Below are 26344 nucleotides of genomic sequence, written 5' to 3' on the forward strand. Positions count from 1 at the left end.
ACTACATTTTAACAAAATTGATTAAATTGATAATCAATAATTTATTAGTTGTAAACTTATGAAAGCACTTTATTTTTTAGCTATGTTATGGCTATTCAATTGTCATAATACTACTTCCATTGATAGAGATGATACTTCAGTAGAGAAAGATACAGTAGTTGTATGTACTGAGGAAGATTTATCAGTGAGAAATGATGCTTCTGAAGATAGTGAATTTGTAAGTCGTTATGATTGGCATCTCCCTGATGAAAATAAGAATTTAACCTTTTTGCCAGATAAAAAAGAAGCTTTTTTGTTAGGAGATTCAATTCCTATTTATAACCATAAAGGTTTTCTAAAAGAAAAACGTACTGATCTTGATACAAAGTGGGTAGCAATAGTGGGAGTTTCAGATACCTTATACAATTTCACAAAAGATTATTGTACAGCCTTTCATTATATAAAAATAGTGTTGAATAATACTGATTCTCTCATTGTAGATGGAAGAAATGTATTTAGAACAACTGATAAACTGATTGATAAAACCTTTGACAACGGTGAACGCATACAATTTTTCAGAACTGCCTATTATGGTACACCTGTATCAGATGATGATGGATTAACTTTTTGTGGTGAACCTTATGAACCTGCCATATTAATTACAAATACAGGTTTTAAGGGATTAGTACCAATAGTGGAAAATAAGTTTTCTGTAAAACTTAATTCACTTGGTATTAATAGAAAAATATTTCAATTTTTTCAACTATGTGGCAATGATGGTTTTTTAGATGAGGTGATGAATGCAGTGAGGACTTCAAAAGGCATAGTTCTTAAAATTTATAGACAATTTCAAGAAGGGTATACTAACTATGAGGTACTATTAGAGAAAACAACAGAAGGGTATAAGGCTACCTATTTAAATTATCCTGAAACAAAATATGATCAACCTTATATAAAGAAAAAGTGAATATGACGCCCCTTACAGGTCAAGAACTCCACAATTTAGCGATGAATATTGTAGGGGAAGCCTTACAAAAGGAACTACAATGGGAATTCCTATTGGTAAATAGTGAACTCAAACGCGACCCTCAATTTGTGTGTGTAGATAAAAACAACCAAAAGTACTTCATCATTGTGCGGGCTGTCCCTTATGGCGACGACCCCACTCAGTACGATATAGTATTTATGGAAGTGGTGCGCAAACACGCCGAAAAACACAACGCTCGCACTTTCTACGCTGGTGTAGGGCTTAGCAATGTAACAGATGAAACCCTCCCTCTATATAAAGATGAACCTTATAAACTCAACTTTCAAGGGCTCATTGAAATTTGATTGAAGATAATTGAAAAATAAAAGCAATGAAAAAAATGACTTTATTTTTAGTGATAGTACTATTATCAGTATTATCATCTTGTATAAACCAAGAAGAAAAAAATATAGAACCAGAACAATTAGATAAAGTAATCACTCTTAATTCTATTTCAAAGAAATGGGGGTATGCAGGTGAGTACATAACTATTTCAGGAGAAAATTTTCCAGAAAAAAAATATATTGAAATATATCTTGGAACAATTCTTATTGAAGATGTTTCAGTTTCAACTAATGGGAAAGAAATAACAATACACTTGCCTCATAATGTAAATAAATATGAAACTTTAAATATAAAATTTCATAGTTCTATGTATGTGAACATACATTATAACCTTCCTAAACCTATTCAATTAGGCGTTATAGATAAAAAAGTGGGTGAATGGCAAGTGTTTAATTATGCACCTTCCGATTTTACATATAACACCCCCGCAAAAGTTTTCAGTAATAGAATTTTTGTACCTGGTACTAATACGGGAATTCATTTTACAGAAGATGAAGGCCTTTCTTGGAAATATTGGTCTTCCTATGGAGCGATTTCTGAGGGGGATTTTATTGTAAATGATAGCTTAGAAGGATATGCTTCTCGTATAGGAGAAGCTCTTTGGTATATATCAAAAAAAGGAGATTTTATAAATAAACAAGATGTTTTTGCTCCAAAAATAGGTATTCCAATGATAGCTATGTCTTTTTCTAAAGATTTAAAGAAGGGAGTTCTTGTTCGTTCAACAGGAGCAGTTTTCAAAACAAATGATGCCGAAAATTTTCAACAAATACGTAATGACGAAGAAAATACTATACTTAACGATCATCAATATAGTAATCTTTATGAAACTTCTTTTGTTTGGGATAGTAATAATATCTGGTGCGGAGGATTTGACTTCATCAAGTCAAGCCATCCTAGAAAAGCTAAAATATTGTATTGTAATGTAACTAATGATATTTGGAAAACATATACTTTTGCAGAAGATTATAGTATAGTTGAAAATATTGTTTTTAAATCTTCTTTGGAGGGGTTTTGTACTATTTATTTACCGAAAACTAATCAATTAAAAATTTTTAAGACAAATAATGGAGGGGATTCTTGGGAGAGTTTGTATGTTTTAAATAAAAGCTATCGCCGTCATAGCAATATGATTTTAGCTGATGCTACATTATATATCTCAATTAATAATCAACTATATAAAAGCACAGATAATGGTGTAAGTTGGTTATTAGAATATACTACAGATGAATATATACAAAGTATGGCTTATTTTAATTCTTGTATTTATCTTTTTACTTATACTAAAACTATTAAAAAGTATTTTAAGTAATTTTATTAGTATCATAAAAAGTTAGATAGAAAAATAATTGTTAATTATTAATTGTTAATTGGTAATTGTTTTGTACTTTTGCCACTCAAAAATAAAGAAAGTAACCAATGAAAATAAATGAATCATTGAACGTACATAGCAGCTTACTACAACTCATTGGCAATACCCCTCTATTGGAATTGCACAAAATTACCAAAGGTCTCAAAGGGCGTTATTTTGCTAAACTTGAGGCTTTTAATGCAGGTCATTCCGCTAAAGACAGAGTAGCCAAGTATATCGTTGAAGACGCCGAACGCAAAGGGCTTCTCAAACCGGGATATACTATTGTAGAAACCAGTTCGGGTAATACAGGCTACAGTTTGGCAATGATAAGTGCTCTAAGAGGCTACCGCTGTATCATTGCAATTAGCGATAAATCTTCTCACGACAAAGTGGAAATGCTACAAGCTTTAGGGGCTGAAGTACATTTGTGTCCTGCAAATGTTGCTCCCGATGACCCTCGCTCTTACTACGAAGTAGCAAAACGTATCCATAACGAAACTCCTAATTCTATCTATGTCAATCAGTATTTCAATCCGCTCAACCCTGAAGCTCATTACCAGACAGGTCGTGAGATATGGGAACAAACACAAGGCGAGATTACTCACGTGGTGGTATGTAGTGGAACAGGCGGTACCATTTCAGGTATTGCCCACTACCTAAAAGAGCAAAACCCAAGAGTGCAAGTATTAGGGGTAGATGCCTATGGTTCGGCTATCAAAAAATATCACGAAACCCGAGAGTTTGACCCTGCTGAAGTGTATCCATACAAAATAGAAGGAATGGGTAAAAACTTGATTCCTACTGCTACTGATTTTGATGTTATTGATGAGTTCATCAAAGTAACCGATAAAGATGCGGCACTCACCGCTCGTGAATTGGCACGTACTGAAGGACTTTTTATGGGCTACACCAGTGGAGCAGCAATGCAAGCCGTAAAACAATATGCCGAGGCAGGTAAATTCGACGAAAATAGTATTGTAGTTGCCCTCCTCGCCGATCACGGTTCGCGCTATATGAACAAAATCTACAGCGACGACTGGATGAAAAAACAAGGATTTATTGACTAAAAATTATCAATTAACAAAATAAGATAAAGAACGAATGAAAGATTTATTTGAGCATATTTATGCAAATAAAGGAAGTATAGGGCGCTGGTCTGACCACGCCGAGGGGTATTATGTATTCCCTAAATTGGAAGGTGAATTAGGTCCTCATATGAAATTCCAAGGAAAAGAAATCCTCAACTGGAGTATCAACGATTATTTAGGACTTGCAAACCACCCCGAAGTGCGCAAAGTAGATGCCGAAGCAGCTGCCGAGTATGGTGCGGCTTACCCTATGGGAGCTCGTATGATGAGTGGGCATACTACAATGCATGAAGAACTCGAAAAACGTTTGGCTAAGTTTGTTCACAAAGAAGCCTCTTATTTGCTCAACTTTGGTTACCAAGGGATGGTTTCTATCATCGATGCTTTGGTTACCAAAAACGATGTGATTGTATACGATGTTGATGCACACGCTTGTATCATCGATGGGGTACGCTTGCACTTTGGTAAACGCTATACCTATCAACACAACGATATGGAGAGCTTTGAGAAAAACTTAGAGCGTGCTGCCAAATTAGCTGAAACTACAGGAGGTGGTATCTTGGTGATTTCAGAAGGTGTTTTCGGAATGCGTGGCGAACAAGGCAAACTTAAAGAAATTGTAGCCCTTAAAAAGAAATATCCTTTCCGCCTTTTGGTAGACGATGCGCACGGTTTTGGTACCTTAGGTCCTCGTGGAGAAGGAACAGGAGTTCACCAAGGTGTACAAGATGAAATTGATGTTTATTTCTCTACTTTTGCTAAATCAATGGCAGGTATTGGAGCTTTCGTCGCTGGAAATGCTAAAGTAGTGGACTACCTCAAATACAATCTCCGCTCTCAAATGTTTGCTAAATCACTTCCAATGATTTATGTAAAAGGAGCTTTGAAACGTTTGGAAATGATGGAAACAATGCCTGAACTACAACAAAAGTTATGGGATAACGTAAATCGTTTGCAAAACGGACTTAAAGAGCGTGGGTTCAATATTGGTAATACCAATACTTGCGTAACGCCTGTATTCTTGCACGGTAGTATTCCAGAAGCAATGGCTATGGTAAACGACCTACGTGAGCACTATGGTATCTTCTTGTCGATAGTAGTTTATCCTGTGATTCCAAAAGGAATGATACTTTTGCGTATTATTCCTACAGCATCACATAGTAAAGAAGATATCGACCGCACTTTGGAAGCATTCTCAGCGATTCGTGAGAAACTCGAAACAGGTGTATACCGCGCTATGAATGCTGAACTTACTAAAGAAATGGGAGATATGTAATTAATTATTAATTGAAAAAAAATACTTTGCCAAAGTGAGATAGCTTACTGTGCTACGACCAACTTTGGCAAAGTTTTTGTGTATGCCCACCTTGTTAAATTATTAATAGTCCATTGTTAATTGTCATTCCTACATATAACGAAATTGAAAATATAGAAGCTATCATAAAGGCAGTATTTGCCCAAAGTGATAAGTTTCATATTCTTATTGTAGACGACAATTCTCCTGATGGTACTGCCGATAAGGTACGTGAATTACAAAATATTTATCCTAACCGACTTTTTTTAGAGGTACGCACAGAGAAAAAAGGCTTAGGAACAGCTTATATTCACGGCTTTCAGTGGGCATTAGCACGTGATTATGAATATATTTTTGAGATGGATGCCGATTTTTCTCATAACCCCACTGACCTCTTAGGACTTTATGAGGCTTGTCAGCAAGGTGCTGATGTTGCAATTGGGTCGCGTTATGTAAAAGGGGTGAATGTAGTGAACTGGCCTTTGCAACGCATCTTGTTATCCTATGGGGCTTCTATCTATGTGAGGGTGATTACGGGAATGAAAATTAAAGACCCTACTGCTGGCTTTGTGTGTTACCACCGAAGGGTATTAGAGAGCATCGACCTGAATACTATCCGATTTGTAGGCTATGCCTTTCAAATAGAGATGAAGTATCGTGCTTACCTCAAGAAGTTTAAAATCACTGAAGTACCTATCATCTTTACCGATAGAACTAAAGGAAAATCAAAAATGAATAAAAGCATTATCCGTGAAGCTATCTTTGGCGTTATCGGAATGCGATTTAAAAAATAAATCAGCATAAAGAATTATGGAATTTATAAGAAAAAGACTCAAAAGCTTACAATATGTATTTCAAGGTTTGTTTTATTTAATAAAGAATGAACCCCCAGTAATGGTACACATTGTCATCTCTTTAGTATGGGTGATTTTAGGCTTTTGTTTCGGCATTACTACCAATGAGTGGATTGTACAACTGTTGTGTATCGCTATAGTATTATCAGTTGAAGGTCTCAATACAGCCGTTGAGAAACTCTGCGACTTCATCCACCCCGATCATCATAAAACTATTGGGATTATCAAAGATGTTGCTGCCGGAAGTGTAGGCTTTGCTGTGATACCTGTAAGCATTGTGCTCTGTATCATCTATTATCCCTATGTAATGGGACTCTTTTAATTTTTACTATGAAAGATATAGTAAAAGGGTATTTAGCAGCTTTTATTTCAGCGGTTACTTATGGTATGATTCCGCTGTTTATGATTCCTATCAAGCAGCAAGGTTTTTCGGTAGATGCGGCACTTTTCTATCGTTTCATTACAACAAGTCTCTTTATTATGGGGTATCTTTTCTACCGAAAGGAAACACTGCATATTATCCCGCGTGAAGTGTTTATCTTCCTTATTTTAGGATTGTTGTACGCCCTTTCAGCTGAATTTCTCTTTCTTGCCTACGATTTGCTCTCCCCAGGTATAGCTTCTACTATATTTTTTATGTATCCGCTAATAGTAGCACTTGCTTTGGGTGTTTTTTTCAAAGAACATATTACCTTTCGCACAATGATAGCCCTCATTGTTGTATTAATAGGTGTTTTCTTACTCAGTGTAAAAGATGTAACAAACTTTTCAATCAACTATATAGGGGCAGGCGTATCACTACTTGGAGCAATTTCGTATGCACTCTATATGCTCATTGTCAATAAATCAAAAATATCGGCTTCAGGAATAAAAGTGTCGTTTTATTCTACCTTATTTTCTTCAGTTTATTTTCTTGTAAAACTATGGGTTATAGGTACCCCTCTCCCCATTCCAGAAGTAAAAATGAGTTTACTACTTACAAGTTTCGGTATAGTAACTACCTTGTTTTCTATCATCACCCTTATTTATGCTATCAGAATGATAGGTTCTACTCCTACAGCTATCATCGGGGTAATGGAACCTATTGTAGCAGTAGCTATCAGTATTTGGATATTCCAGCAAGAAAGTCTTACAACGAATCTTATTATAGGAGTGCTACTCATTATCATTGCAGTAATGATAGATATTTTGAAGCCTAAGAAAATATAGTTAAATTATTTTGTTTAATTCTAAATAAAGTGGTATTTTTGTCCGCTGAAAAACTTAAATATCATTTTATGAAAAAACTCATTTTGCCTATTATGGTGTTATGTGCTACGATGAGTATGGCACAAAATGACCCTCTTGATTCTAAAAAAGATACTGTATCACTTGAGGAAGTAGTGATTACGGCTAATCGTATCAAAGAGAAGAAAACGGATGCTGTTGCGAATGTAACCATTATTGACCAAAAGAAACTACAGCAGTTTATAAAAATAGCGCCTGATATGTCGCATCTTATTGGGATGATAGAACCAGCTATGTCACTTTCTACCAATACAACTAACAACCGTTATCAAAATTTGCGAGGGCGTTCTATACTCGTATTGATTGACGGTATCCCTCAATCTACGCCATTACGTGCTACAGACCGCGATATTCGCTCTATTGACCCAGCAGCTGTAGAACGTATTGAGATAGTAAAAGGGGCTACCTCTATTTATGGAAATGGAGCCATAGGAGGAATAATGAATATTGTAACTAAAAAATCGCCTAAAAATGTTATTTTCGGTGGGCAAACTACTATAGGAGCTTCAGCAAGAGATTCTTTTAAAGAAAATAGAGGCTTTGGCTATCGTTTTAATCAACAATTTTATGGAAATTACAAAGGCTTTTCTTATTTAGTTGATGCGGCAATGAACCAAACAGGTTCAGCTATTGATGGGACAGGTGAATATATATCTCCTCGCTATGGATTAGGAGATGTGCGTACTTATAACGGACTTGTAAAACTTGGTTATCAGTTTGACGATGATAACAAGGTAGAAGCTATGTATAACTTCTATCAAAGTTTGCAAAACACCCCTTTGGTAGCTTCTGGAGGAAAATATCTAGAACGCCCTCGTATAGGAGTTTATGGTACTAAAGACCCTGCAGCTCAAGATGAAGGAATGCGCTATAATCACAACGCCTATATAAAATTCAACTCCAATAACATTTTTAAACGTACTGATTTAGAGTTAAGTGCTTTTACCCAACACCAATATGCTATTTTCGATTATCGCAAGCACAACGCTCGAAGTCCACGCTGGGAAAGCAGTAGCGGGCAAGCAACTGTAAAAGGTGAAAAATATGGTATTCGTACCCAACTAACTTCTAAGTTTTTATTTTCTGAAAATGTTTTTACTCAGTTACTCTATGGTGCTGATGTATTGATAGATAAAACCAGTCAGCCTCTAGTAGATGGTCGTTATTGGATGCCTGAGCTCACTTCTTATAATTCTGCTCCTTTCTTACAAATAAAAACTACTTTCTTCCAATACTATGTACTCAAAGCAGGCTTGCGTTATGATTACATTGATGTATCTGTTCCTAATTATGAGGTTCTCAGGCTCCGCAATACCGATCCTCGTGTATATGTAAAAGGAGGAGATCTTACTTACAACAATCTTTCTCCTAACATAGGGATTGCATACAACCAATTCAAGTATTTCCAGCCTTTCATCTCTTATTCACAAGGTTTTTCAATTTTTGATTTAGGAAGAACCCTTCGTGCTGCTAAAGCTGATGTCCTTTCTAAAATCAATACAGAGCCTGTTAAAACCGAAAATTATGAAGCCGGAGCTTATGCTGAGCTAAGCAAATATGTTCATTTGAGTGGCTCTTATTTCTATACTTATTCAAAACTCGGTAGTGATCTTAAATCAGTAAGTGGTTTTTGGGTAGTAGATAGAACCCCTCAAAAAGTATATGGTTTTGAAGTAAATGCTGATATTTTTCCTACTAAATGGCTTACCCTTGGCGGAAGTTTTATCTCTTTTGAAGGAAAGAAAAAATCTACTGAAGATGGAGATTGGGATGGCTATATGAGTGGTACTTCTATTCCTGCTCCTAAGGCAACTGCTTATATAAGAGTTACACCTACTGAATATAGTTACCTTCAAGTAAATTACTTACATACAGGTAGTAGAGATCGCTTCTCTCCTGATAATCGAGGTGTATATACTGAAGGAGAGGGAATTGTTTATCCTATCGACTTGTTTTCTCTCAGCGCAGGTTATACTTTCAACAAGTCTTTTTCTTTGGCTTTAGGAATTGAAAACCTCACCGATAAGGTGTATTATACACCTGCTTCTATGTTGGTAGCACGAGATGCTGAGTATGCACGTGGTAACGGAAGATATTTTAATCTGAGTCTTACTTATCGTTATTAAGATATAAATAAAAAAACGAGGTGTAAAAACCTCGTTTTTTTATTATCAGTTTATAGACCGAACAGCTTCTTTTAGTTGTATCAAGGCTTGTTTTACCACACTTCGCGGACAAGCTAAATTTATGCGCATATAACCTTTGCCTTCTTCCCCATAAATAGCTCCATCATTTAGGGCTAAGTGTGCTTTATCAGTGCATAGGGCTACAATTTCTTTCTGACTGAGTTGTAATGCACTGAAATCTATAAATACTAAGTAAGAAGCTTGGGGTACAATCACTTTTAATTGTGGTATGTATTTTTCGATGTAATGTATTACTTCATCAACATTCCCTTGTACATAGTTGAGCATTTGTTGTAGCCATTCTTCACCTTTGTTATAGGCTGCTACCACAGTGTTGAACGCAAAAACGTTTCCTGCGGCTAACTCATTCCCCTCTACATAACTTTCAAAACGTCGGCGTAGGGTAGGGTTGGCAATCACGGCATACGAAGTTGCTAAACCTGCCATATTAAATGCTTTGCTCGGAGAGGCAAATACCACTGAGTTTTGTGCAGCTTCTTCACTTACAGTAGCAAATGGGATGTGCTGATATGGTGGTAAGGTAAGGTCGGCGTGGATTTCATCGGCAACTACTATTACATTGTTTTGAGCACAAATAGTAGCTACTTTCTGCAATTCTTCACATGTCCATACACGTCCACCTGGGTTGTGAGGATGACAGAAAAGGAAGAGCTTGCAACCTTTTATCTTTTTTTCAAATACTTCAAAATTGATGTGATATTGTCCGTCTTTCAATTCAAGTGGACAGTTCACTAATTCGCGATGGTTGTTGCGAATCACCTGAGCAAAAGGATTGTATACCGGTTGTTGAATCATTACTTTTTCACCGCGCTCAGTAAAGGCTTGCACAGCCATAGCCAAGGCAGGAACTACCCCAGGAACGAATGAAATCATTTCTTTAGCAATCGTCCATTGGTGGCGACGAGCTTGCCAACTGATGATTGCCTCATACCAACTCTCAGGCTTAGCAGTATAGCCAAAGATTTCGCATTCCATACGTTTTTTCATCACCTCCACAATAAAAGGAGGTGTTTTAAAATCCATATCGGCTACCCACATTGGTAGCAAATCGGTGCGCCCCCAGCGAGGAGCTAATGCCTCTAATTTTAAGGCATCTGTATGTTTTCTACAAACTACTTCGTCAAAATTGTAATCCACTTTGTCTAATGATTAATGGTTAATGATTAACTTTTTATTATATATGTACTAACTAATTGTTAGGTTGTGCCTATCAATTATTACTACTAATTCACTCTCACAATATTAGCACCTAATGCTTTGAGTCGCCCATCAATATTTTCATAACCTCTATCTATCTGTTCTATATTATAGATGGTAGAAGTACCTTTGGCTGATAAGGCTGCGATGAGTAGGGCGATACCAGCACGTATATCGGGGGAAGTCATTAGGGTAGCGCGCAAAGGCGATTTGAAGTCGTTGCCAATAACTGTTGCGCGGTGTGGGTCGCACAATATAATTTTAGCACCCATATCTATCAGTTTATCGATAAAGAAGAGTCGGCTTTCAAACATCTTTTGGTGAATGAGCACTTCCCCACGTGCTTGAGTAGCGACTACCAGCACAATACTCAATAAGTCGGGAGTAAAACCAGGCCAAGGGGCATCGGCTACAGTAAGGATAGAGCCATCGATATAGTTCTGAATCTCATAGCCATTAGTGTGAGCGGGGATATGAATATCGTCATTTTTCTTTTCGAAGGAAATACCTAATTTTTGGAAGATAGTAGGCATAATACCCAAATGTTCCCACCCCACATTTTTGATAGTAATCTCGCTGCGGGTCATAGCGGCCAAACCTATCCAGCTACCAATTTCAATCATATCGGGCAGAATGGTATGAGTACAACCCTCCAAGCGTTCTACCCCGTTGATAGTAATGAGATTAGAGCCTATGCCTTGTATATCAGCCCCCATAGCATTGAGCATACGGCAAAGCTGTTGTACATAGGGCTCACAAGCAGCGTTGTAGATGGTGGTAGTACCTTCAGCTAATACTGCTGCCATAATAATGTTAGAGGTTCCCGTTACTGATGCTTCTTCCAAAAGCATATAAGTACCGTGTAGTTTTTCGGCTACTACACTATAAGTATAGTTGTTCTCGTCATATTCAAAATGGGAGCCTAATTTGATAAAGCCATCGAAGTGGGTATCGAGGCGGCGGCGACCTATTTTGTCTCCTCCAGGTTTAGGAATATAGCCTACGCCAAAACGCGTGAGTAGCGGCCCTACCACCATAATAGAGCCGCGCAAGGCTTGCCCTTCGGTATGAAAAGACTCCGATTTTAAGTAATCGATATTCACCTCATCTGCCTGAAAGCTATAAGAGCCTTTTCCTACTTTTTGAATTTTTACACCTAAATTTTCGAGTAAAGAAATGAGTTTATTTACATCCTGAATGTCGGGGATGTTGTGAATAGTAACTTTTTGGTCGGTGAGTAGAACAGCACAAAGCACTTGTAATGCCTCGTTTTTAGCACCTTGAGGAGTAATTTCTCCTTTAAGAATATGTCCTCCTTCTATCTTAAATACGCCCATTGTTATTCTTTTTATTAAATTTATTAGTAAAAACTTTTTTGTTTTGTTGATGTTGCTGATGGGGTTGATTTTGGTTCTGCTGCGGTATAGAGCGGCGAGTGAGGTTCATTTTGGTACGTATCAATGCTTGACTGTCCCAAAGGTCTTCTTTCCTTTTGCGCAAATCTATCCGTCCTTTGCTCAATTCGTAAAGGTGTTCAAACACTACACTATCGTCTACCGCTTCTTTGTTCCAAGTGAGGAAACATTTTTTCATATGGTTAGCAATGGAATACTCCAAAGCCTCTCGTAAATCGCCTTTTTCCCATTTCACACAAGTATTGATGAGCCTAAGGATGATATTGCCATAAAATCGATATTTGAGTCGGTGTTGTGGATATTCTAAGCGGTCGGGGTGCTTGTGTAGGGTAGAGGGAGTAGGTTTCTCGTAAGGAGAATCTACATCTAACTGAAATCCCGACATTATAAACAATTGATCCCACAATTTGTGTTGAAAGTCGGGTACATCGCGCAAGTGGGGGAATAGGTTACCCATTACGGCAACGATGCTGCGAGCTGTGCGGTTGCGTTCATCGCGGTCTTCTAAAAGTACCGCTTTTTCAATCATTTTTTGAATGTGTCGCCCGTATTCAGGGATGTGCAAGTGCGGGCGTTCGGTATTGTATTCTAAGGTTGTCATAGTGATAAAATTCCTTCTACTTTGCCAGCTTCTTTGTAAAAAGCAATTACCTCATCGGGATTTTTTACGGTGAGGCTTACCGAAACTCCTGTGTATTTATTTCCTGCTGAGGGGCGTGTGGTAATTTCGGCATCAGTATCTTTAAAAACATCCTCTAATTGCGCTAATTTAGCCTCGTCTTTAGGGATGATAAATTTATAGAGGTAGCGAGTAGGCCACAAACTTGTTTCTAAAAGTTCGTTTTTCAATCGCTCGTAAAATTCTGCTAATTCTTGTTCTGTTTTCATTGAGATGTAGTTTTCTAATTATTATAGAGTGCAAATATACAAATAATTTGTCAATTAACAAGTTTTTAAAGCTTAGTTATCAGCTCTTTCTCGTTTAATACTTATCAATACACTTTAATGTTCTTTGTAAATCAATATGTTGTAACTAATTGATTTTTAAAAATCTATCTTCTTCTGTCTCTTAACCCTCAACTTCCAACTTCTAAAAACTATTCCTTAAAATTTGCCATTTTAAAAAATAATCGTACCTTTGCGCCCTGAAAAAATTACGTAATAAAAATTTAACATTGCAATGAAAAAAGAAATTCACCCAGAATCTTATCGTTTGGTGGCTTTCAAAGATATGTCTAACGACGATATCTTCATCACAAAGTCTACCGTAGAAACTAAAGAGACTATTGAAGGAGATGGGGTTGAGTATCCATTAGTAAAATTGGAAATTTCTCGCACTTCTCACCCTTACTACACAGGTAAATCTAAACTTATTGACACAGCCGGACGTATTGATAAGTTTAAAAACAAATACGCTAAGTTCCAAAAATAACATAGCAACTTCTAAAAACCTCCCCTTAAGGAGGTTTTTTTCTTATGAAAATACTCTCCGTCTCTCTCCATAATATCGCCTCTATCGAAGGTCCTTTTACCCTCAATTTGGAAGCTGAACCCCTCAAATCGGTGGGGTTATTCGCTATTACGGGGGCTACAGGTGCAGGTAAATCTACTATTTTAGATGCTATTTGCCTCGCCCTTTACAACGATACTCCTCGATTAGCAGCTACTCAAAGCTCGGTTGCTATAACCGATAGTGGGGTAGAGGTAAAAGCTAACAACGTGAAACATCTCTTGCGCAAAGGGGCTGTTTCGGGCTATGCCAAAGTGGTATTTCAGGCGGTTGATGGTAAGATTTACGAAGCCGAATGGCAGGTGAGCCGCGCTTACAACAAACCCTCGGGGGCTATTCAAAACGAGAAAATGCAACTCACTTGCTTAACTGATAATCACTTAATTGCCGAAAATCGCAAAACACTCGTACTCGAAAAGATTCGCGAATGCGTAGGGTTAACTTTTGATGAGTTTACTAAATCGGTGATTTTAGCACAAGGTGATTTTACTTCTTTCTTAAAAGCAAACGACGATAAACGTTCGGATATTTTAGAGAAACTCACAGGTACTGAGGTGTATACACGCGTCTCTAAACAGATACACGAATGTCATAAACAACACAAAAACGAACTTCAACTCTTAGAAAAACAGCTTGAAAATATCGTTTTCCTAACGGAAGATGAACGTACAACGCTATCTACTCAACTTGCTGCTGATGAAGCTCAATTAAACAATTTGCAGTCGTCGCTTACTGCCTTAAGAGCTCAACAACAGTGGTTTGATAATCAGAAATTGTACACACAACAATGGCAAGAGGCTCTTGAAAATAAACAAATAGCCGAGCAGGAGAAAATCTCTCAGTCAGAACGTTTTGCTCAACTTGCAATGGTGGAGCAGTTGCAAGCTGTAAAAGGGGATATCCTCACCCAGCAAAAGGAAAGCGAAAAATTAGCACTCACCACACAACAATTAGAGCAAGCTACTTTAGAAAAAGAACAACTTACTACCGATAAGGCTCTTATTTCCAGTGATAAAGAGGCTATCGAAAAGGATTTGGCAACAGCCAAAAGAACTTATGAAATAGCCAAACCTGCTATCGCTAAAGCAAAGGAACTGGATATTCGTCTCACAGAACAACAAAATGTGCTATTGCAATATCAGCAACAGTACAACACTAAAAAATCTGTTTTACAAACTAAAGAAACGGAACTTGAAAAAGTAGTGGAACATATCCAAAAAGGGGAGAGTTACATTCAAACTGAAGAACAATGGCTCAATACTCACCCCGATGAAGCTCAATTGTACCGCAATGCGCTGTGGTTAGAGCAACTCGCAACCGACCAGCAACTGCTCAACGAAAAACTAACTGCCTACAAGCAAACGGAAGAACGCCTTACACAACAACTCTCTAATCTGAAAGCTCAACACGCTATTGAAGATCTTCCCTCAACTGATATAGAGACACTTGCCAAACAACAAAAGGATTATCTCACCGCTTTGCAAATGTATCAATCGGATAGAGAAGTGGCAAAACGAATGATGCAATATGAAGCACAGAAAATACAAGGAGAATCGCTCTTACAAGAGTTGCAACATACACAAAATCAAACGGAAGAGGCTATAACACAATTGCAAACAGCTCAGGCAGAAGCCAAAATTACTTGTGACACTGCTGAGCGTATCTACCAAAAAACACAAATAGAAAATACCAAAGATGTAGCGTTTTTGCGTGAACATTTGGTGGAGGGAGAGGCTTGTCCTGTATGTGGGGCGCTACACCACCCCAATGCTCACAAGGCTGTCGCCGAACATCTTATCAATACGGTACATCAAGAATTTCTCAATGCCAAAAAGCATTTAGAATCGCTTACGAAAGACTTAATTACCAAAGAAACAGAGCTTAAAGAACTGCAAAAACGCATAGCACAGCAAACCACACAAAATGCTGAATACGCGACATTATACAACCAAGAGTACGAGCACTTAACACAATCGGTGTATTATTATATGGCTTATCCCACTACTGAAATAGAGCCTTATATCACAAGTAAAATTTCTGAAATAGAACACCTTTTAGCAGAAACAGAAACGCTTTTTGAAGTGCTTAACCAACTCAAATCACTCACCGATGAGCTGAATACTCTTGCAAAAGACACCCAAAATTGCGAACAACAAAGCCAAAAGCACTTTCAGCAGTTGCAAAATTTGCAACTTTCGGTTGCTTGGCTCAATCTTTGGCAAACAGATATTGCACAATTTCAAAAACAGGTTGTTACAGCTAAAATCGATTGGGAAACACATTCGGCTTGTCTCGAAAAATACAAAAAACGCCTTGCAGAACTCACACAAGAGCGCACAGAGCTTTCTTCTTCTGCTCAAGCGCTCCAGCAAGAACTTACTGAATTGACGGAACGTATTACTAAAGAGCAAATTCAGTTGCAAAAAATGAAAGAAGAACGTAACAATTTGTTAGAAGGAAAATCGGCTCAAGAGGTAGAGGCTACTTTTGAGAAACAAATAAATGAATTAACATCTCGATTAGAGCAAAACCAACAGCAATACAATGCTATTTTGCTAAAACTGACAGCTAATGAAAAGACTTTAGAAACCTTAGCAGCACAACAACAGCAATCGCAAACTCATATAACTGAGGCGACTCTTACAATAGAAGAATGGCTTACTGCTTACCCTTCTGAGCTAATAGAGTTTATAAGAAGAAAGATGCTAGAGTGGGCAAATCGCTCTCACGAATGGCTACAATCAGAACGGCAAGTCCTTCAATCGTTAAACGAGCGCATAGCCCAATATAATACTATTGCTACAGAAAAACAACAAGCTCTTAAACAATTAAAAGAAAAACGACCACTCGACCTTACAGAAGAAGCTACCATACAGCAACTGGCAGCTCAAACAGCTGAAGAAGATACACTACGCGAGGCTGTGGTTACTCAAAAAAGTAGGTTTTTAACTGATAGTCAGCAGCGTGCTACCGCTGCAACATTGCATATAGCCAAAGAAGAAAAGGAGAAACTCACCCATCGCTGGAGTTTGCTCAACGACCTTATAGGAAGTAGTACAGGTAACACATTCCGCAAGTATGCTCAGGAATATACTCTTGATATGCTCTTGCAATACGCCAATGTGCAAATGCGCTACCTCAATAGGCGCTATACTTTGCAACGCATTCCTAATTCTTTAAGTTTGCAGGTGATAGATAACGATATGGGAGCTGAGGTGCGTTCGGTTTATTCACTTTCAGGAGGAGAGTCGTTTTTAGTTTCTTTGGCTTTGGCTTTGGCACTTTCCTCACTCTCATCTACTAAAATGAATGTAGAAACCCTCTTTATAGACGAAGGTTTTGGCTCCTTAGACTCCGAAACGCTTTCTGTAGCCATAGATGCATTGGAGAGCCTACAAAATCAAGGGAAGAAAGTAGGGGTTATCTCTCACGTACAAGAAATGGTAGAGCGCATTGCTGTGAAAGTAGTGGTACAAAAGAAAGGTAACGGAAAGAGCAGTATAGTTGTTACTGTTTAGTTGTTAGAGGGTAAGAAAACTACTTCAAAAATTTTACTCCAATTCTTACCTGTAATGAAAAAAGTTTGACGCTTAGGGTGATAGGCAATGCCATTGAGTACATCCACATCAGGAGTTTGCTCTACTTTGCTTTTGAGTCCGCGTACATCTATCACACCTTCAATAGCACCATTTTCGGGATTGATAATCATTATGCCGTCCTTTAGGAAAGTATTGGCATAAATCTTTCCGTTAGCAAATTCTAATTCATTAGCGTAAGTGTAGAGCGATTTATTAGTGCAGAGTTGTAAACTATCAATCTCAGCATAAGTTTCAGGATGGAGTAACCAAATTTTTTCACTACCATCACTTTTGTAGAGTTTGTCTTCTCCGTTATGGCAGAGCCCCCAACCTTCTTTACTTTTGCCATAAGTGAAAGTCTTCTGAAAATTCAAATCCTTGTCATATACCATTCCTACTTGTTCTCTCCAAGTGAGTTGTAGTATTTTACCTTTAAAAACAGTAGCGCCCTCGCCAAAGTATGAAGGTTGTAAAGGTACATTTTTATAGACTTCCCCTGTAAATGGATTCCATTTGCGTATAGATGATTCGCCGTATTGCCCTGTACTTTCTACAAGCGTATCACCTATGAATTCTAATCCTTGTGTATAAGCCTTCTTGTCGTGTGCATACTCATTGATGATTTTGTATGTATAGATTTTAGGAGCATCTTTGGCTAATAGCAATAGTTGTTTTTGTACGGTGTACTGTTGTCCGTTAGTAGTATGAGCAGTAACTTTTAGTTGCTGTTTGCCTAACGGCAGAAGAGCGTGCAGTACGATAGTATCGCCTTGAGCTTCTAAATGCTGTTGATGAAATTGAAAAGAAGTTTTGGTAATTGCCTCACTGAATTTTGGGTGTGTGATTTTCACCACAAGGGTATCACCTAAGTGGTATTCTTTCTTTTTAGGAAAGATTTCTATGTTAAAATCCTTGCCGTCATTAGGCGTATTTTTGCAAGCTACCACTGCTATTGCAAGCAGGATGAGGTATAAAAATCGTGGAAATGTAGTCATAAAATGTTATCTTTTGCTCTGGAAAATATAAGTAATAGTGCCTGTTTGTTCTTTTTTGCCACTCACCGCATTGAATTTAGCTTTTTGAGCGTAGAGTAATGAGTTTTCTAATAGACAATCATCGGTAGTTGTGGAATTAGCTCTATCAATAGCTGTTTTAGTCACACGCCCTGCTTCATCCACAGTGATACTTACCACCACTTTTCCATCTCGTTCACAAGTAAACACAGGATTGGGGATATTTCCTACTCTACCAGCTAAGGCGTATTTTACTAAAGTATTTTTATTGACTTTGTCACTTATTTTAGGAGTATTAGTTGTGTTTTGCAAACTGTGATCGGTGATAATGAGGTCGCCTGCCATTTTTTGGTTGGCCACTAATTCTTCTTTGGCAGCTGCCATTTCCTGAGCAGCGCGTTCAGCCATTATTTCGTCTAAAGTTTTGAAATCATCAGTGTGTTGTAAGGAAGCATCTGCTTGGTTGTAAGCATTGGTAGTGAGTTTGGCATTGTTAGTAGGAACATCGGCATTAGGAGAGGTTTCTTCAGGTCGTGGGGGCTCTTGAGGTAAATCATCAGGGGTAAGTGCCATTTCTATCATTATCTCTTTCTTCTTGTCGCTCAATTGTATTACCATAAGGGTGAGTACAGTACAGAAGAGTATGAGCAAAGTGATAGTAATTGCCTTATCAGTATTAGTGAACATTCGCATAAAAGCGCGTAATTCATACTGTAAACCAGAAGTTTTTTGAGCTTTTCGTCTTGGAAATATAGCCTCCATATTCAACTCGCCAGTAGGGTGGGAGGGAGGTGTTTCTTCACGTTCAAACTGACTGTTGATGGTTTTATTGCGATTGGCAAAACGGTCGTTGAGAACTTTCTTTTCTTGTGGTTCATCTACCACAGTAGTAAGAATAATAGGAGGAAGGGGGTGTTTCCTGAGGTCAGGAATATGAGCACTGACAAACTCCTCAGGACTTATGGCATCACTTACTGAAAAATCACCTATTTTGGTGCGTCGCAAAGCAGATAGATAGCCTCCTGATCCTAAGGCTTTACCAAAATCGTTTGCTAAAGAACGTATATAAGTACCCTTACTGCATACCACCTCAAAGTGCAACTCAGGAAACTGACTTGCATCAATAGTGAAATTGTGAATGTAAATAGTGCGCTGAGGTACTTCTATTTCTTTGCCATCACGAGCAAATTCGTAGAGGCGTTTGCCATCTTTTTTGATAGCCGAAAATACAGGTGGGGTTTGCACAAGCTCGCCCATAAACTGTTTTCGCACTTGTTCTATCAGTTCAGGAGTGATATGGTCAGTAGGGTAGCGAGCATCTATTTCGGTTTCCATATCGTAGGAAGGAGTAGTAGCTCCCAAGGTGATAGTACCCGTATAGGTTTTTACAGCATCTTGTATTTCAGTGATTTTTTTGGTAAATTTACCGGTACAAATTACCAATAAACCAGAGGCAAGCGGGTCTAATGTTCCTGCGTGCCCTATCTTTATTTTCTTGAGCTTATAGTGTTTGAGTATTGCCCATTTGATTTTGTTCACCGCTTGAAATGACGACCATTGTAAGGGTTTATCAATAAGTAAGATACGACCTTCTGAAAATTCTTCTGGAGTTATCATATTCATTAGCAAATTTAGAAATTAGCAAATTAGTTAATTTCCGTAGTATTTTTCTCCTATGCGTATTTTCTCTCTACCATTGGCAACACGCCATTTGTTAGCATCGCGTAATGAGAAAGCACAACCACAATACTCTTGTTGGTAAAACTTTTCATTCTTACAGATTTCCATATTGCAGGCAGAGCCTCCGTTTTTGCGCCAATTGTAGTCCCAGTAAGTAAGACCTTCATACTTGTTAGCAGCGTTTTTGCCTGCTTCATTCACTTGGTTGAGGTCTTTCCAGCGTGAGATACCTAAAGAAGTAGCAATGGTATCAAAGCCATTTTCGTGAGCATATAAAGCGGTGCGTTCCATACGCATATCAAAACACATAGCACAACGGCTACCGCGTTCGGGTTCAAATTCCATACCTTTGGCACGTGCGTACCAATTATCAGTGTCGTATTCAGCATCTACAATAGGTACGCCACACTTTTCGGCAAAACGAATATTTTCGTCTTTACGAATTTCGTATTCTTTTTTAGGGTGGATATTAGGGTTGTAAAAAAATATAGTAAAGTCGATCCCCGACCCCTGAATAGATAGTATAATTGAACCTGAACAAGGTGCACAACAAGTGTGTAACAATAATTTTTTGCCATTGTTAGGCAATACAAGATTCTTGTGAACTAATTCCATAGTATTTTGAGTTTTCTTTTAAAGGGCGCAAAAATACAAAGAAATCACAATATATCAAGATTCAGGAGGATACATTTGTTTGAGAGCGTTCACATATACCTCTGCACCTTTGCGTTTAAAGCCTTCATTTTCATAGAGCTTAATAGCAGCTTCGTTAGTAGGCGAGGTAAAGAGCAATATTTCTCCTAAGCCCAATTCTTTGCCTTTGGCGATAAGAAGTTGAATGAGCTGAGTGCCTATTTTTTTACCACGTGCCATCTCGTCTACCACCACATCTTCTATCCAACCTTTATAGCCCGAAATCACTCTGTAGATAGCCATAGAAGCCATTCCGTGTAGGCGACCATCTTCTATGTAACCCACTACATAAGGAGCTTGAGTTTCATCATTAAAAAGGTTTGATAAGGGTTGCTGATAACGCCTGCTCAACAATGAGAACAAGCGAGCGGCATCTTTTTCAATGGTTGGGGTAATGTTGCTTTTATTTAAAAATGTAATCATATTATTTAGTTGTTAGTCATTAGTTTACTAGTTTTTAATCACCATATTCTGCCAAAGTTTTAAACTTGTACAAAGTTGATATACCTATTACTTCTCACACTTGTCATTTCTCTTGCTCCTTTTTATTACTATTCATTTACCACTTTTAAGCATTAATTTCATCTTCTGCTGTAATTCCTCAGCTTTTTCACCTGCTATTTTAGCGAAATCTTCACCTTTAGAGGCATAGATAATACCACGTGATGAGTTGATGAGCAGTCCGTAATGTTCGTTAAGTCCATAGTGACAAACTTCTTCTAAGCTACCTCCTTGTGCGCCAACTCCAGGTACTAATAGAAAGTGTTCAGGGATAATTTGGCGTATTTCTTTTAAGAATTCAGCTTTGGTTGCTCCTACTACATACATCAGGTTTTGGCTGTTTTGCCAAGTGAGTGAGGTACGTAATACCTTTTTGTACAGCTCTTCATCGTTGAGTTTTTGCGTTTGGAAGTCGAAAGCTCCTTCATTAGAAGTTAGTGCTAAGAGAATAGTGTGTTTGTTTTCAAAAGCTAAAAAAGGCTCTACCGAATCTCTACCCATATAGGGGGCAACAGTCACACTATCAAATTGCATATCCTCAAAAAAAGCTCTGGCATACATACTTGAGGTGTTGCCTATATCTCCGCGTTTAGCATCGGCAATGGTAAAAATATCGGGGTGGTGGCGGTTGAGGTAGTCAATCGTTTTTTTTAAGGCACGCCACCCTATTTCACCGTTAGCTTCGTAAAAAGCGGTGTTGGGTTTATAGGCTACTGTAAAGCGGTGGGTAGCTTCTATAATTGCCTTGTTGAAAGCAAAAATAGGGTCTTCCTCCTCAAGTAAGTGAGGAGGAATTTTGGTTATATCAGTGTCTAACCCCACGCATAATAGCGATTGCTTTGATTTGATTTGCTGGATGAGTTGCTTAATAGTCATTTTCTTCTATACGGGTAATTTCACGTTCGTAGAAAGCGATAGCTTCTGCTATAAGGTTCTCACTTTCAGCTTCTAATTCTTTAGTGTCCTCTTCGTCAAACTCTTCAAGCCATTCAACTTCGTCGTTATCTAAATTCAATACGAAGCGTGGATACTCTAAATGCACTACGAACATAGCGTCAGGCATATCGGTGTTGTCACCTAAAATAAATTTTGGGAAGTTACTCATTTCAATTCTTTTATTAGTTCAATAGCTTTAGCTACCCCCGTAGAGGCAACGTCTTTAATTACAGTAATATTATTTTTATTGCTGATACTTGGGCGCGGGTCTACATAATATATAGGAGTGTCTTCTTCAGCACAATTCATCAGTCCGGCAGCAGGATACACTTGTAGTGAAGTCCCTACAATGAGTACTATATCAGCAGTTTCAACTTCTTCGGCTGCTTTTACAATCATTGGTACATCCTCGCCAAACCACACGATATGAGGGCGCAATTGTGCGCCACTGGGGCTTAGGTCACCTACTTTGATATCTTCAGTGCAGTCGTAAAAAGTGTAAGGGTCGTCAACTCCACGCATTTTTAAGAGTTCACCGTGCAGGTGGATAATATTGCTGCTGCCTGCACGTTCGTGCAAATCGTCTACATTTTGCGTGATAACTACCACATTATAGTCTTTTTCAAGCTCGGCAAGCAATAGGTGAGCAGGATTAGGTTGCACATCTTTTAGCTGTTTGCGCAAGCCGTTGTAGAAGTTCAACACTAGTTCAGGATTTTTGTTAAATCCGTAAGGGGTTGCCACTTGTTCTATGTCGTGCCCTTCCCATAAACCATCGGCATCGCGAAAGGTTTTTACACCACTTTCAGCACTGATACCAGCCCCTGTAAGGACTACTATTTTCTTCTTTTTCATTGGTAATGTTAGTTATAAATTATGAAAATACTTCAAACTTCCCGTTTCTAAAAACGAATTTCTTATCAGATATGAGATGCATATTTTGTTTGAATACCTCTTGAATGTTTTTGTCTAAAATTTCTAATCCTTTAGTGTATTCACTACCTGTAACAAATAAAGTACCGTAGGACGGAATAGCGATTACTATATCTCCTTGTACCGAAAAATTCTCTTTTGTCCATATATCCTCTACCAAAATTAAACTCGATTCATAGTAATCATCGACTGAAAGATAAGTTAAATTACCATTGGATACAGCTTCTATTTTGATGTTATGAAGCAAATTTGCTACAGCAACCTCTCGAAGTTTATCAATAGAAATTTCTAAACTTTCAAAATCCGATAAACTAAGTGATTGTGTGCTATGTCCCTTGTCAATAACATAAAAAATAAAAAGTTCAGAATTATATGACTCATAAACTGCTTTTTTAGACAGCGCTTCAAGCTGGCTGAGATATTTTTTATTTCTTATAATAGGAAATATGTTATCAACAGTTACTACAAAGTCATTGTTCTGGGTATAAATATCATCTAAAGGCTTCATATAGCGCTCCATAATCTCATTGAGACGCTCAGGAGCACCTACATATTCCTTATAACTATTGTGCAGATAAAGCTTTACTTCTTCCTCTTCATCGGGCAAAGAAGTAACAATCTCTAAAGGCACGGTAGATGCTATTTCTATATGAGGAAATCTTCTCTTTAATTCCTTGATATATAGATTGGTGTAATCTTGTTGAGTTTCTTTTATATACTCATTAATAAAATCGTCTTTACCGTCCATACTTTATCCTAAAAGTTACGTTGTAGATGTTTTTAAAATACCTCAAACTTCCCGTTTCTAAAAACGAATTTCTTATCGCTGATAATATGATCCCCTCCACTATATATATCACTGATAACCGAATCTAGTTTTGCCAAACCTTCTGCATCTTCACTGCCACAAACTACTAATACATCGCGTGCAGGAACTCCTATTACAATCTCTCCTTCTACTGGAAAATTCTCTTTTGTCCATATATCCGTCAGAAGAATAAGGCTTGCTTCATAATTGCCATCTGCTGTTAGAAAAATGAGATGTTCATCAGCTTGAGCTTCTATTTCTAAAGTGTTAGCTAAATTGTTGAGAGCCAACTCTCGTAGTGCTTCAATACTCATTCCTAACTCCTCAAAGTCCGAAGTAGACAAAGAGCCTATACTATCGCCGTCATCTACCCCGTAAAACACATACAACTCATCGTTATACTTCTCATATACCATTGGCAACTCTTCAGCATCCGGCACTATACTCTTCAATTTCTTTATGTAGGTTGTATCTTTGATTGTAGGAAAGATACAATCAGTGATTGCTGTTGCTTCCTCAGGCTTGTATATTCTAACCAATGGAGCGAGATATTTGTCTAAAATATCATTTAAATCATTCGGATTGGTTAGATATTCATTAAAACAATTATCCAAAAAATGCTTTACTTCTCGCTGGTCATCAGGGGTTATTGTGCTTACCTCCAATACCGCAGTGCTATTTATAGTAATATCGGGGAAAGCCTCTCTCAAAGCATCAATATATAGCTGAGTAAACTCTTGTTCGTTCATTAGATTTGTCATAATAATTAACAGATTAGAAAATTAGTAAATAAAAAAAGTCCCTTTCTTAATGAGAAAGGGACTTTTTAGTGCAATTACTTTTTGTTTACTGATTCAGAAAGTTCAGTCCCAGCTTTGAATTTTACTACTTTCTTAGCAGGAACTTTGATAACAGCACCAGTACGAGGATTTCTTGCATCTCTTGCCTCTTTCTTAGCTACTGACCAAGATCCGAAGCCTACGATAGCTACCTTTTTACCTTGTTTAAGGCTCTTTTCAACACTTGAAAAGAACGCTTCTACTGCTTTTTTAGCATCAGCTTTTGTCAAGCCAGCTTCTGCAGCAATTGCATCGATTAATTCTGTTTTGTTCATATTATAAATTGTATAATATAGTTAACTTGGTACAAAGGTAGTAATATATTTGTTTATAGCAAAGATAAAACAAAAAAAAATGCGATTTTAGTAAAAAATTAACATTTTAAACACTTTTTTACCCCTTTTTCTTTGCTCGTTAAAGCTTTTTTCCTACTTTTGCACCCTCAAAAATAAAGTAAATAAGGTTCTTATAAATTATGCTTACACGACGACATATTAGGGCTAAAGTGATGCAATCAGTCTATGCAATGCAGCAAAGCCAAAGTCAGGATTTAGACAAAGAATTGAAATTCTTGCAAAATAGTGCCAATGAGATGGAAAATCTATATCTCTTGCTAATGGCACTCCTTACAGAGCTTCATTCTTTGGCGGTAAATCAGTACGAAGTAGCACAAAAAAAATACTTAGCAACTCCTACTGATAAGCTCCTACACCAAAAAATGAAAGACAACGAGCTACTTTCACTTATTGCTACTAATGAAATGTTACAAAAGGCTATTGCTGAAGCTCATATCAATTTTTGGAATATCCAAGAAGAATATGTGAGAACGCTCTATAAACGTATTGTGGAAAGCGATACTTACCAAGCTTATAGTAAACAAAAAGCAAGTTTTGAAGCCGACAAAAAAATCTTAATTGAAATTTTTGAAGAATTCATTGCTCCTGATGAAGGACTTTATGAATATATAGAGGACTATAACCTTACGTGGATGGATGATTTTCCTATTGTAAACACCTTTATAGTAAGAGAGTTTAAAAATTTACGCCCGAATCCTCCTGAAAAGTATTTTACTCCTCCTCTCTACAACAACAGTGAAGAAAAAGAGTTTTTAGTAGATTTGCTAAAGAAAACTGCCCTTAACGATGCTAAACTTAAGAGTTTTGTAGAAGATAAACTCACCAATTGGGACAAGGAACGCGTGGCAGTGTTAGATCTTATTCTTTTGAAAATGGCTATTTGTGAGTTTTTGCACTTCCCAAGTATTCCTGTGAAAGTAACTATCAACGAGTACTTAGAGCTTGCTAAAGAGTATTCTACTGCTAAAAGTAGTTTGTTCATCAATGGGGTACTGAATGTAGTACACAAGGAACTCAGTGAAAAAGAACTTATTAAAAAGATTGGAAGAGGACTTTTGTAAGTAACAAAATTAAAAACTAAAATTAAGTATATATGCAAAATTTGATGAGTAACAATTTTTTGATTATCGCATTGATGATTGTGGTAATGTATTTTTTAATGATTCGTCCACAAGCGAAGCGACAAAAACAAGAAAAAAACTTCATACAATCAATGAAGAAAGGTGATAAAGTAATTACCAAAGGTGGTATGCACGGTCGCATTGTAGAACTTACCGATGATACTTGTGTGATTGAAACCCTTGCAGGTAAAATAAAATTTGAACGTTCGGCTATCTCTATGGAACTATCCATTAGATTGAGAGACGACAAGAAAGAAGTAGAGAAAAAAGAAGCATAATGCTAAAAAATACTCACAAAAAAAGAGCCTGTCCGAAAAGTTTTAACAGGC

General features: G+C 37.5%; 27 protein-coding genes. 13 read left to right on the forward strand and 14 right to left on the reverse strand.

What is annotated here, in order from left to right; genetic code table 11:
• Positions 1-58: 58 nt before the first annotated feature.
• From HMPREF9073_RS02125 to HMPREF9073_RS02165, 9 genes are all read left to right on the forward strand, one after another.
• The gene (locus HMPREF9073_RS02125; protein ID WP_009412325.1) at positions 59-946 is read left to right on the forward strand and encodes a hypothetical protein; all 888 of its coding nucleotides are present in this window, start codon (positions 59-61) and stop codon (positions 944-946) included.
• Between the two features lie 2 nt (positions 947-948).
• Positions 949-1311, forward strand: a complete 363-nt coding sequence (locus tag HMPREF9073_RS02130) for a hypothetical protein (protein WP_009412326.1) — start codon at positions 949-951, stop codon at positions 1309-1311.
• 26 nt (positions 1312-1337) lie between these two features.
• Positions 1338-2663, forward strand: a complete 1326-nt coding sequence (locus HMPREF9073_RS02135) for a hypothetical protein (protein WP_009412327.1) — start codon at positions 1338-1340, stop codon at positions 2661-2663.
• A gap of 107 nt (positions 2664-2770) precedes the next feature.
• Positions 2771-3772, forward strand: a complete 1002-nt coding sequence (locus HMPREF9073_RS02140) for a PLP-dependent cysteine synthase family protein (RefSeq protein WP_009412328.1) — start codon at positions 2771-2773, stop codon at positions 3770-3772.
• A gap of 34 nt (positions 3773-3806) precedes the next feature.
• A complete protein-coding gene (locus tag HMPREF9073_RS02145) occupies positions 3807-5069 on the forward strand; it encodes an aminotransferase class I/II-fold pyridoxal phosphate-dependent enzyme (RefSeq protein ID WP_009411789.1) in 1263 nt (420 codons plus the stop codon).
• Positions 5070-5182: 113 nt separating this feature from the next.
• Complete coding sequence (locus HMPREF9073_RS02150) at positions 5183-5881, forward strand: polyprenol monophosphomannose synthase (RefSeq protein ID WP_009412329.1); 699 nt, start codon at positions 5183-5185, stop codon at positions 5879-5881.
• 16 nt (positions 5882-5897) lie between these two features.
• Positions 5898-6263: a diacylglycerol kinase family protein gene (locus tag HMPREF9073_RS02155; protein ID WP_009412330.1), complete on the forward strand. Its 366-nt coding sequence runs from the start codon at positions 5898-5900 to the stop codon at positions 6261-6263.
• A gap of 8 nt (positions 6264-6271) precedes the next feature.
• Positions 6272-7150, forward strand: a complete 879-nt coding sequence (locus tag HMPREF9073_RS02160; protein ID WP_009412331.1) for a DMT family transporter — start codon at positions 6272-6274, stop codon at positions 7148-7150.
• Between the two features lie 68 nt (positions 7151-7218).
• Positions 7219-9354 carry a TonB-dependent receptor gene (locus HMPREF9073_RS02165; protein ID WP_034555149.1) on the forward strand — a complete coding sequence of 712 codons (2136 nt, stop codon included), beginning with the start codon at positions 7219-7221 and terminating at the stop codon, positions 9352-9354.
• A 45-nt stretch (positions 9355-9399) separates the two neighbouring features.
• Here the strand turns inward: HMPREF9073_RS02165 and HMPREF9073_RS02170 are convergent, their stop codons facing one another.
• The 4 genes from HMPREF9073_RS02170 to HMPREF9073_RS02185 form a co-directional block, all read right to left on the reverse strand.
• Entirely contained in the window at positions 9400-10572 is a 1173-nt protein-coding gene (locus HMPREF9073_RS02170; protein ID WP_009412333.1) for a MalY/PatB family protein, read from the reverse strand.
• Between the two features lie 86 nt (positions 10573-10658).
• The gene (murA, locus tag HMPREF9073_RS02175; protein WP_009412334.1) at positions 10659-11969 is read right to left on the reverse strand and encodes a UDP-N-acetylglucosamine 1-carboxyvinyltransferase; all 1311 of its coding nucleotides are present in this window, start codon (positions 11967-11969) and stop codon (positions 10659-10661) included.
• Complete coding sequence (locus HMPREF9073_RS02180) at positions 11956-12648, reverse strand: DUF4290 domain-containing protein (protein WP_009412335.1); 693 nt, start codon at positions 12646-12648, stop codon at positions 11956-11958. The genes murA and HMPREF9073_RS02180 overlap by 14 nt, the downstream gene beginning before the upstream one ends.
• Positions 12645-12935, reverse strand: a complete 291-nt coding sequence (locus HMPREF9073_RS02185) for a DUF493 family protein (RefSeq protein WP_009412336.1) — start codon at positions 12933-12935, stop codon at positions 12645-12647. Before HMPREF9073_RS02185 ends, HMPREF9073_RS02180 begins: the two co-directional genes overlap by 4 nt.
• 292 nt (positions 12936-13227) lie before the next feature.
• On the opposite strand from HMPREF9073_RS02185, the gene HMPREF9073_RS02190 reads away from it, so the two are divergent.
• On the forward strand, positions 13228-13479 hold the full coding sequence (locus tag HMPREF9073_RS02190) for a type B 50S ribosomal protein L31 (RefSeq protein ID WP_009412337.1): 252 nt from the start codon (positions 13228-13230) through the stop codon (positions 13477-13479).
• Positions 13480-13523: 44 nt separating this feature from the next.
• Positions 13524-17075 (forward strand): AAA family ATPase, encoded by a 3552-nt coding sequence (locus HMPREF9073_RS02195; protein ID WP_009412338.1) that lies wholly within the window; start codon positions 13524-13526, stop codon positions 17073-17075.
• On the opposite strand, the gene HMPREF9073_RS02200 is transcribed toward HMPREF9073_RS02195, so the two are convergent.
• The 10 genes from HMPREF9073_RS02200 to HMPREF9073_RS02245 form a co-directional block, all read right to left on the reverse strand.
• Positions 17072-18130 carry a glutaminyl-peptide cyclotransferase gene (locus tag HMPREF9073_RS02200; protein WP_009412339.1) on the reverse strand — a complete coding sequence of 353 codons (1059 nt, stop codon included), beginning with the start codon at positions 18128-18130 and terminating at the stop codon, positions 17072-17074. The two genes, HMPREF9073_RS02195 and HMPREF9073_RS02200, sit on opposite strands and share 4 nt — an antisense overlap.
• 6 nt (positions 18131-18136) lie before the next feature.
• Positions 18137-19765, reverse strand: coding sequence for a tRNA pseudouridine(55) synthase TruB (gene truB, locus HMPREF9073_RS02205; protein ID WP_034555153.1), 1629 nt, complete (start codon positions 19763-19765; stop codon positions 18137-18139).
• Positions 19766-19798: 33 nt separating this feature from the next.
• Entirely contained in the window at positions 19799-20443 is a 645-nt protein-coding gene (locus HMPREF9073_RS02210; protein WP_009412341.1) for an epoxyqueuosine reductase QueH, read from the reverse strand.
• Positions 20444-20497: 54 nt separating this feature from the next.
• Positions 20498-20944, reverse strand: coding sequence for a GNAT family N-acetyltransferase (locus HMPREF9073_RS02215; RefSeq protein ID WP_009412342.1), 447 nt, complete (start codon positions 20942-20944; stop codon positions 20498-20500).
• A 132-nt stretch (positions 20945-21076) separates the two neighbouring features.
• A complete protein-coding gene (gene pyrF / locus HMPREF9073_RS02220) occupies positions 21077-21898 on the reverse strand; it encodes an orotidine-5'-phosphate decarboxylase (protein WP_009412343.1) in 822 nt (273 codons plus the stop codon).
• Positions 21888-22127: a hypothetical protein gene (locus HMPREF9073_RS02225; RefSeq protein WP_009412344.1), complete on the reverse strand. Its 240-nt coding sequence runs from the start codon at positions 22125-22127 to the stop codon at positions 21888-21890. Before HMPREF9073_RS02225 ends, pyrF begins: the two co-directional genes overlap by 11 nt.
• Positions 22124-22813, reverse strand: coding sequence for an NAD-dependent deacylase (locus HMPREF9073_RS02230; RefSeq protein WP_009412345.1), 690 nt, complete (start codon positions 22811-22813; stop codon positions 22124-22126). Before HMPREF9073_RS02230 ends, HMPREF9073_RS02225 begins: the two co-directional genes overlap by 4 nt.
• Before the next feature lie 19 nt (positions 22814-22832).
• Complete coding sequence (locus HMPREF9073_RS02235) at positions 22833-23639, reverse strand: DUF1444 family protein (RefSeq protein ID WP_009412346.1); 807 nt, start codon at positions 23637-23639, stop codon at positions 22833-22835.
• Between the two features lie 32 nt (positions 23640-23671).
• Positions 23672-24460, reverse strand: a complete 789-nt coding sequence (locus tag HMPREF9073_RS02240) for a DUF1444 family protein (protein ID WP_009412347.1) — start codon at positions 24458-24460, stop codon at positions 23672-23674.
• A 74-nt stretch (positions 24461-24534) separates the two neighbouring features.
• On the reverse strand, positions 24535-24813 hold the full coding sequence (locus tag HMPREF9073_RS02245; RefSeq protein WP_009412348.1) for an HU family DNA-binding protein: 279 nt from the start codon (positions 24811-24813) through the stop codon (positions 24535-24537).
• A gap of 200 nt (positions 24814-25013) precedes the next feature.
• On the opposite strand from HMPREF9073_RS02245, the gene nusB reads away from it, so the two are divergent.
• Positions 25014-25955, forward strand: coding sequence for a transcription antitermination factor NusB (nusB, locus tag HMPREF9073_RS02250; protein ID WP_009412349.1), 942 nt, complete (start codon positions 25014-25016; stop codon positions 25953-25955).
• Between the two features lie 32 nt (positions 25956-25987).
• Positions 25988-26293 (forward strand): preprotein translocase subunit YajC, encoded by a 306-nt coding sequence (yajC, locus tag HMPREF9073_RS02255; protein WP_009412350.1) that lies wholly within the window; start codon positions 25988-25990, stop codon positions 26291-26293.
• The last annotated feature ends 51 nt before the right edge of the window (positions 26294-26344 follow it).

It is taken from the genome of Capnocytophaga sp. oral taxon 326 str. F0382 (assembly GCF_000318295.1).
GTDB classification, from domain to species: domain Bacteria; phylum Bacteroidota; class Bacteroidia; order Flavobacteriales; family Flavobacteriaceae; genus Capnocytophaga; species Capnocytophaga periodontitidis.

Bases quoted from the DNA above. Each gene is read 5' to 3' on its own strand.
- HMPREF9073_RS02125 (WP_009412325.1), top strand. From the start codon at position 59: ATGAAAGCACTTTATTTTTTAGCTATGTTATGGCTATTCAATTGTCAT.
- HMPREF9073_RS02130 (WP_009412326.1), top strand. From the start codon at position 949: ATGACGCCCCTTACAGGTCAAGAACTCCACAATTTAGCGATGAATATT.
- HMPREF9073_RS02135 (WP_009412327.1), top strand. From the start codon at position 1,338: ATGAAAAAAATGACTTTATTTTTAGTGATAGTACTATTATCAGTATTA.
- HMPREF9073_RS02140 (WP_009412328.1), top strand. From the start codon at position 2,771: ATGAAAATAAATGAATCATTGAACGTACATAGCAGCTTACTACAACTC.
- HMPREF9073_RS02145 (WP_009411789.1), top strand. From the start codon at position 3,807: ATGAAAGATTTATTTGAGCATATTTATGCAAATAAAGGAAGTATAGGG.
- HMPREF9073_RS02155 (WP_009412330.1), top strand. From the start codon at position 5,898: ATGGAATTTATAAGAAAAAGACTCAAAAGCTTACAATATGTATTTCAA.
- HMPREF9073_RS02160 (WP_009412331.1), top strand. From the start codon at position 6,272: ATGAAAGATATAGTAAAAGGGTATTTAGCAGCTTTTATTTCAGCGGTT.
- HMPREF9073_RS02165 (WP_034555149.1), top strand. From the start codon at position 7,219: ATGAAAAAACTCATTTTGCCTATTATGGTGTTATGTGCTACGATGAGT.
- murA (WP_009412334.1), bottom strand. From the start codon at position 11,969: ATGGGCGTATTTAAGATAGAAGGAGGACATATTCTTAAAGGAGAAATT.
- HMPREF9073_RS02180 (WP_009412335.1), bottom strand. From the start codon at position 12,648: ATGACAACCTTAGAATACAATACCGAACGCCCGCACTTGCACATCCCT.
- HMPREF9073_RS02185 (WP_009412336.1), bottom strand. From the start codon at position 12,935: ATGAAAACAGAACAAGAATTAGCAGAATTTTACGAGCGATTGAAAAAC.
- HMPREF9073_RS02190 (WP_009412337.1), top strand. From the start codon at position 13,228: ATGAAAAAAGAAATTCACCCAGAATCTTATCGTTTGGTGGCTTTCAAA.
- HMPREF9073_RS02195 (WP_009412338.1), top strand. From the start codon at position 13,524: ATGAAAATACTCTCCGTCTCTCTCCATAATATCGCCTCTATCGAAGGT.
- HMPREF9073_RS02200 (WP_009412339.1), bottom strand. From the start codon at position 18,130: ATGACTACATTTCCACGATTTTTATACCTCATCCTGCTTGCAATAGCA.
- truB (WP_034555153.1), bottom strand. From the start codon at position 19,765: ATGATAACTCCAGAAGAATTTTCAGAAGGTCGTATCTTACTTATTGAT.
- HMPREF9073_RS02210 (WP_009412341.1), bottom strand. From the start codon at position 20,443: ATGGAATTAGTTCACAAGAATCTTGTATTGCCTAACAATGGCAAAAAA.
- HMPREF9073_RS02215 (WP_009412342.1), bottom strand. From the start codon at position 20,944: ATGATTACATTTTTAAATAAAAGCAACATTACCCCAACCATTGAAAAA.
- pyrF (WP_009412343.1), bottom strand. From the start codon at position 21,898: ATGACTATTAAGCAACTCATCCAGCAAATCAAATCAAAGCAATCGCTA.
- HMPREF9073_RS02225 (WP_009412344.1), bottom strand. From the start codon at position 22,127: ATGAGTAACTTCCCAAAATTTATTTTAGGTGACAACACCGATATGCCT.
- HMPREF9073_RS02230 (WP_009412345.1), bottom strand. From the start codon at position 22,813: ATGAAAAAGAAGAAAATAGTAGTCCTTACAGGGGCTGGTATCAGTGCT.
- HMPREF9073_RS02235 (WP_009412346.1), bottom strand. From the start codon at position 23,639: ATGGACGGTAAAGACGATTTTATTAATGAGTATATAAAAGAAACTCAA.
- HMPREF9073_RS02240 (WP_009412347.1), bottom strand. From the start codon at position 24,460: ATGACAAATCTAATGAACGAACAAGAGTTTACTCAGCTATATATTGAT.
- HMPREF9073_RS02245 (WP_009412348.1), bottom strand. From the start codon at position 24,813: ATGAACAAAACAGAATTAATCGATGCAATTGCTGCAGAAGCTGGCTTG.
- nusB (WP_009412349.1), top strand. From the start codon at position 25,014: ATGCTTACACGACGACATATTAGGGCTAAAGTGATGCAATCAGTCTAT.
- yajC (WP_009412350.1), top strand. From the start codon at position 25,988: ATGCAAAATTTGATGAGTAACAATTTTTTGATTATCGCATTGATGATT.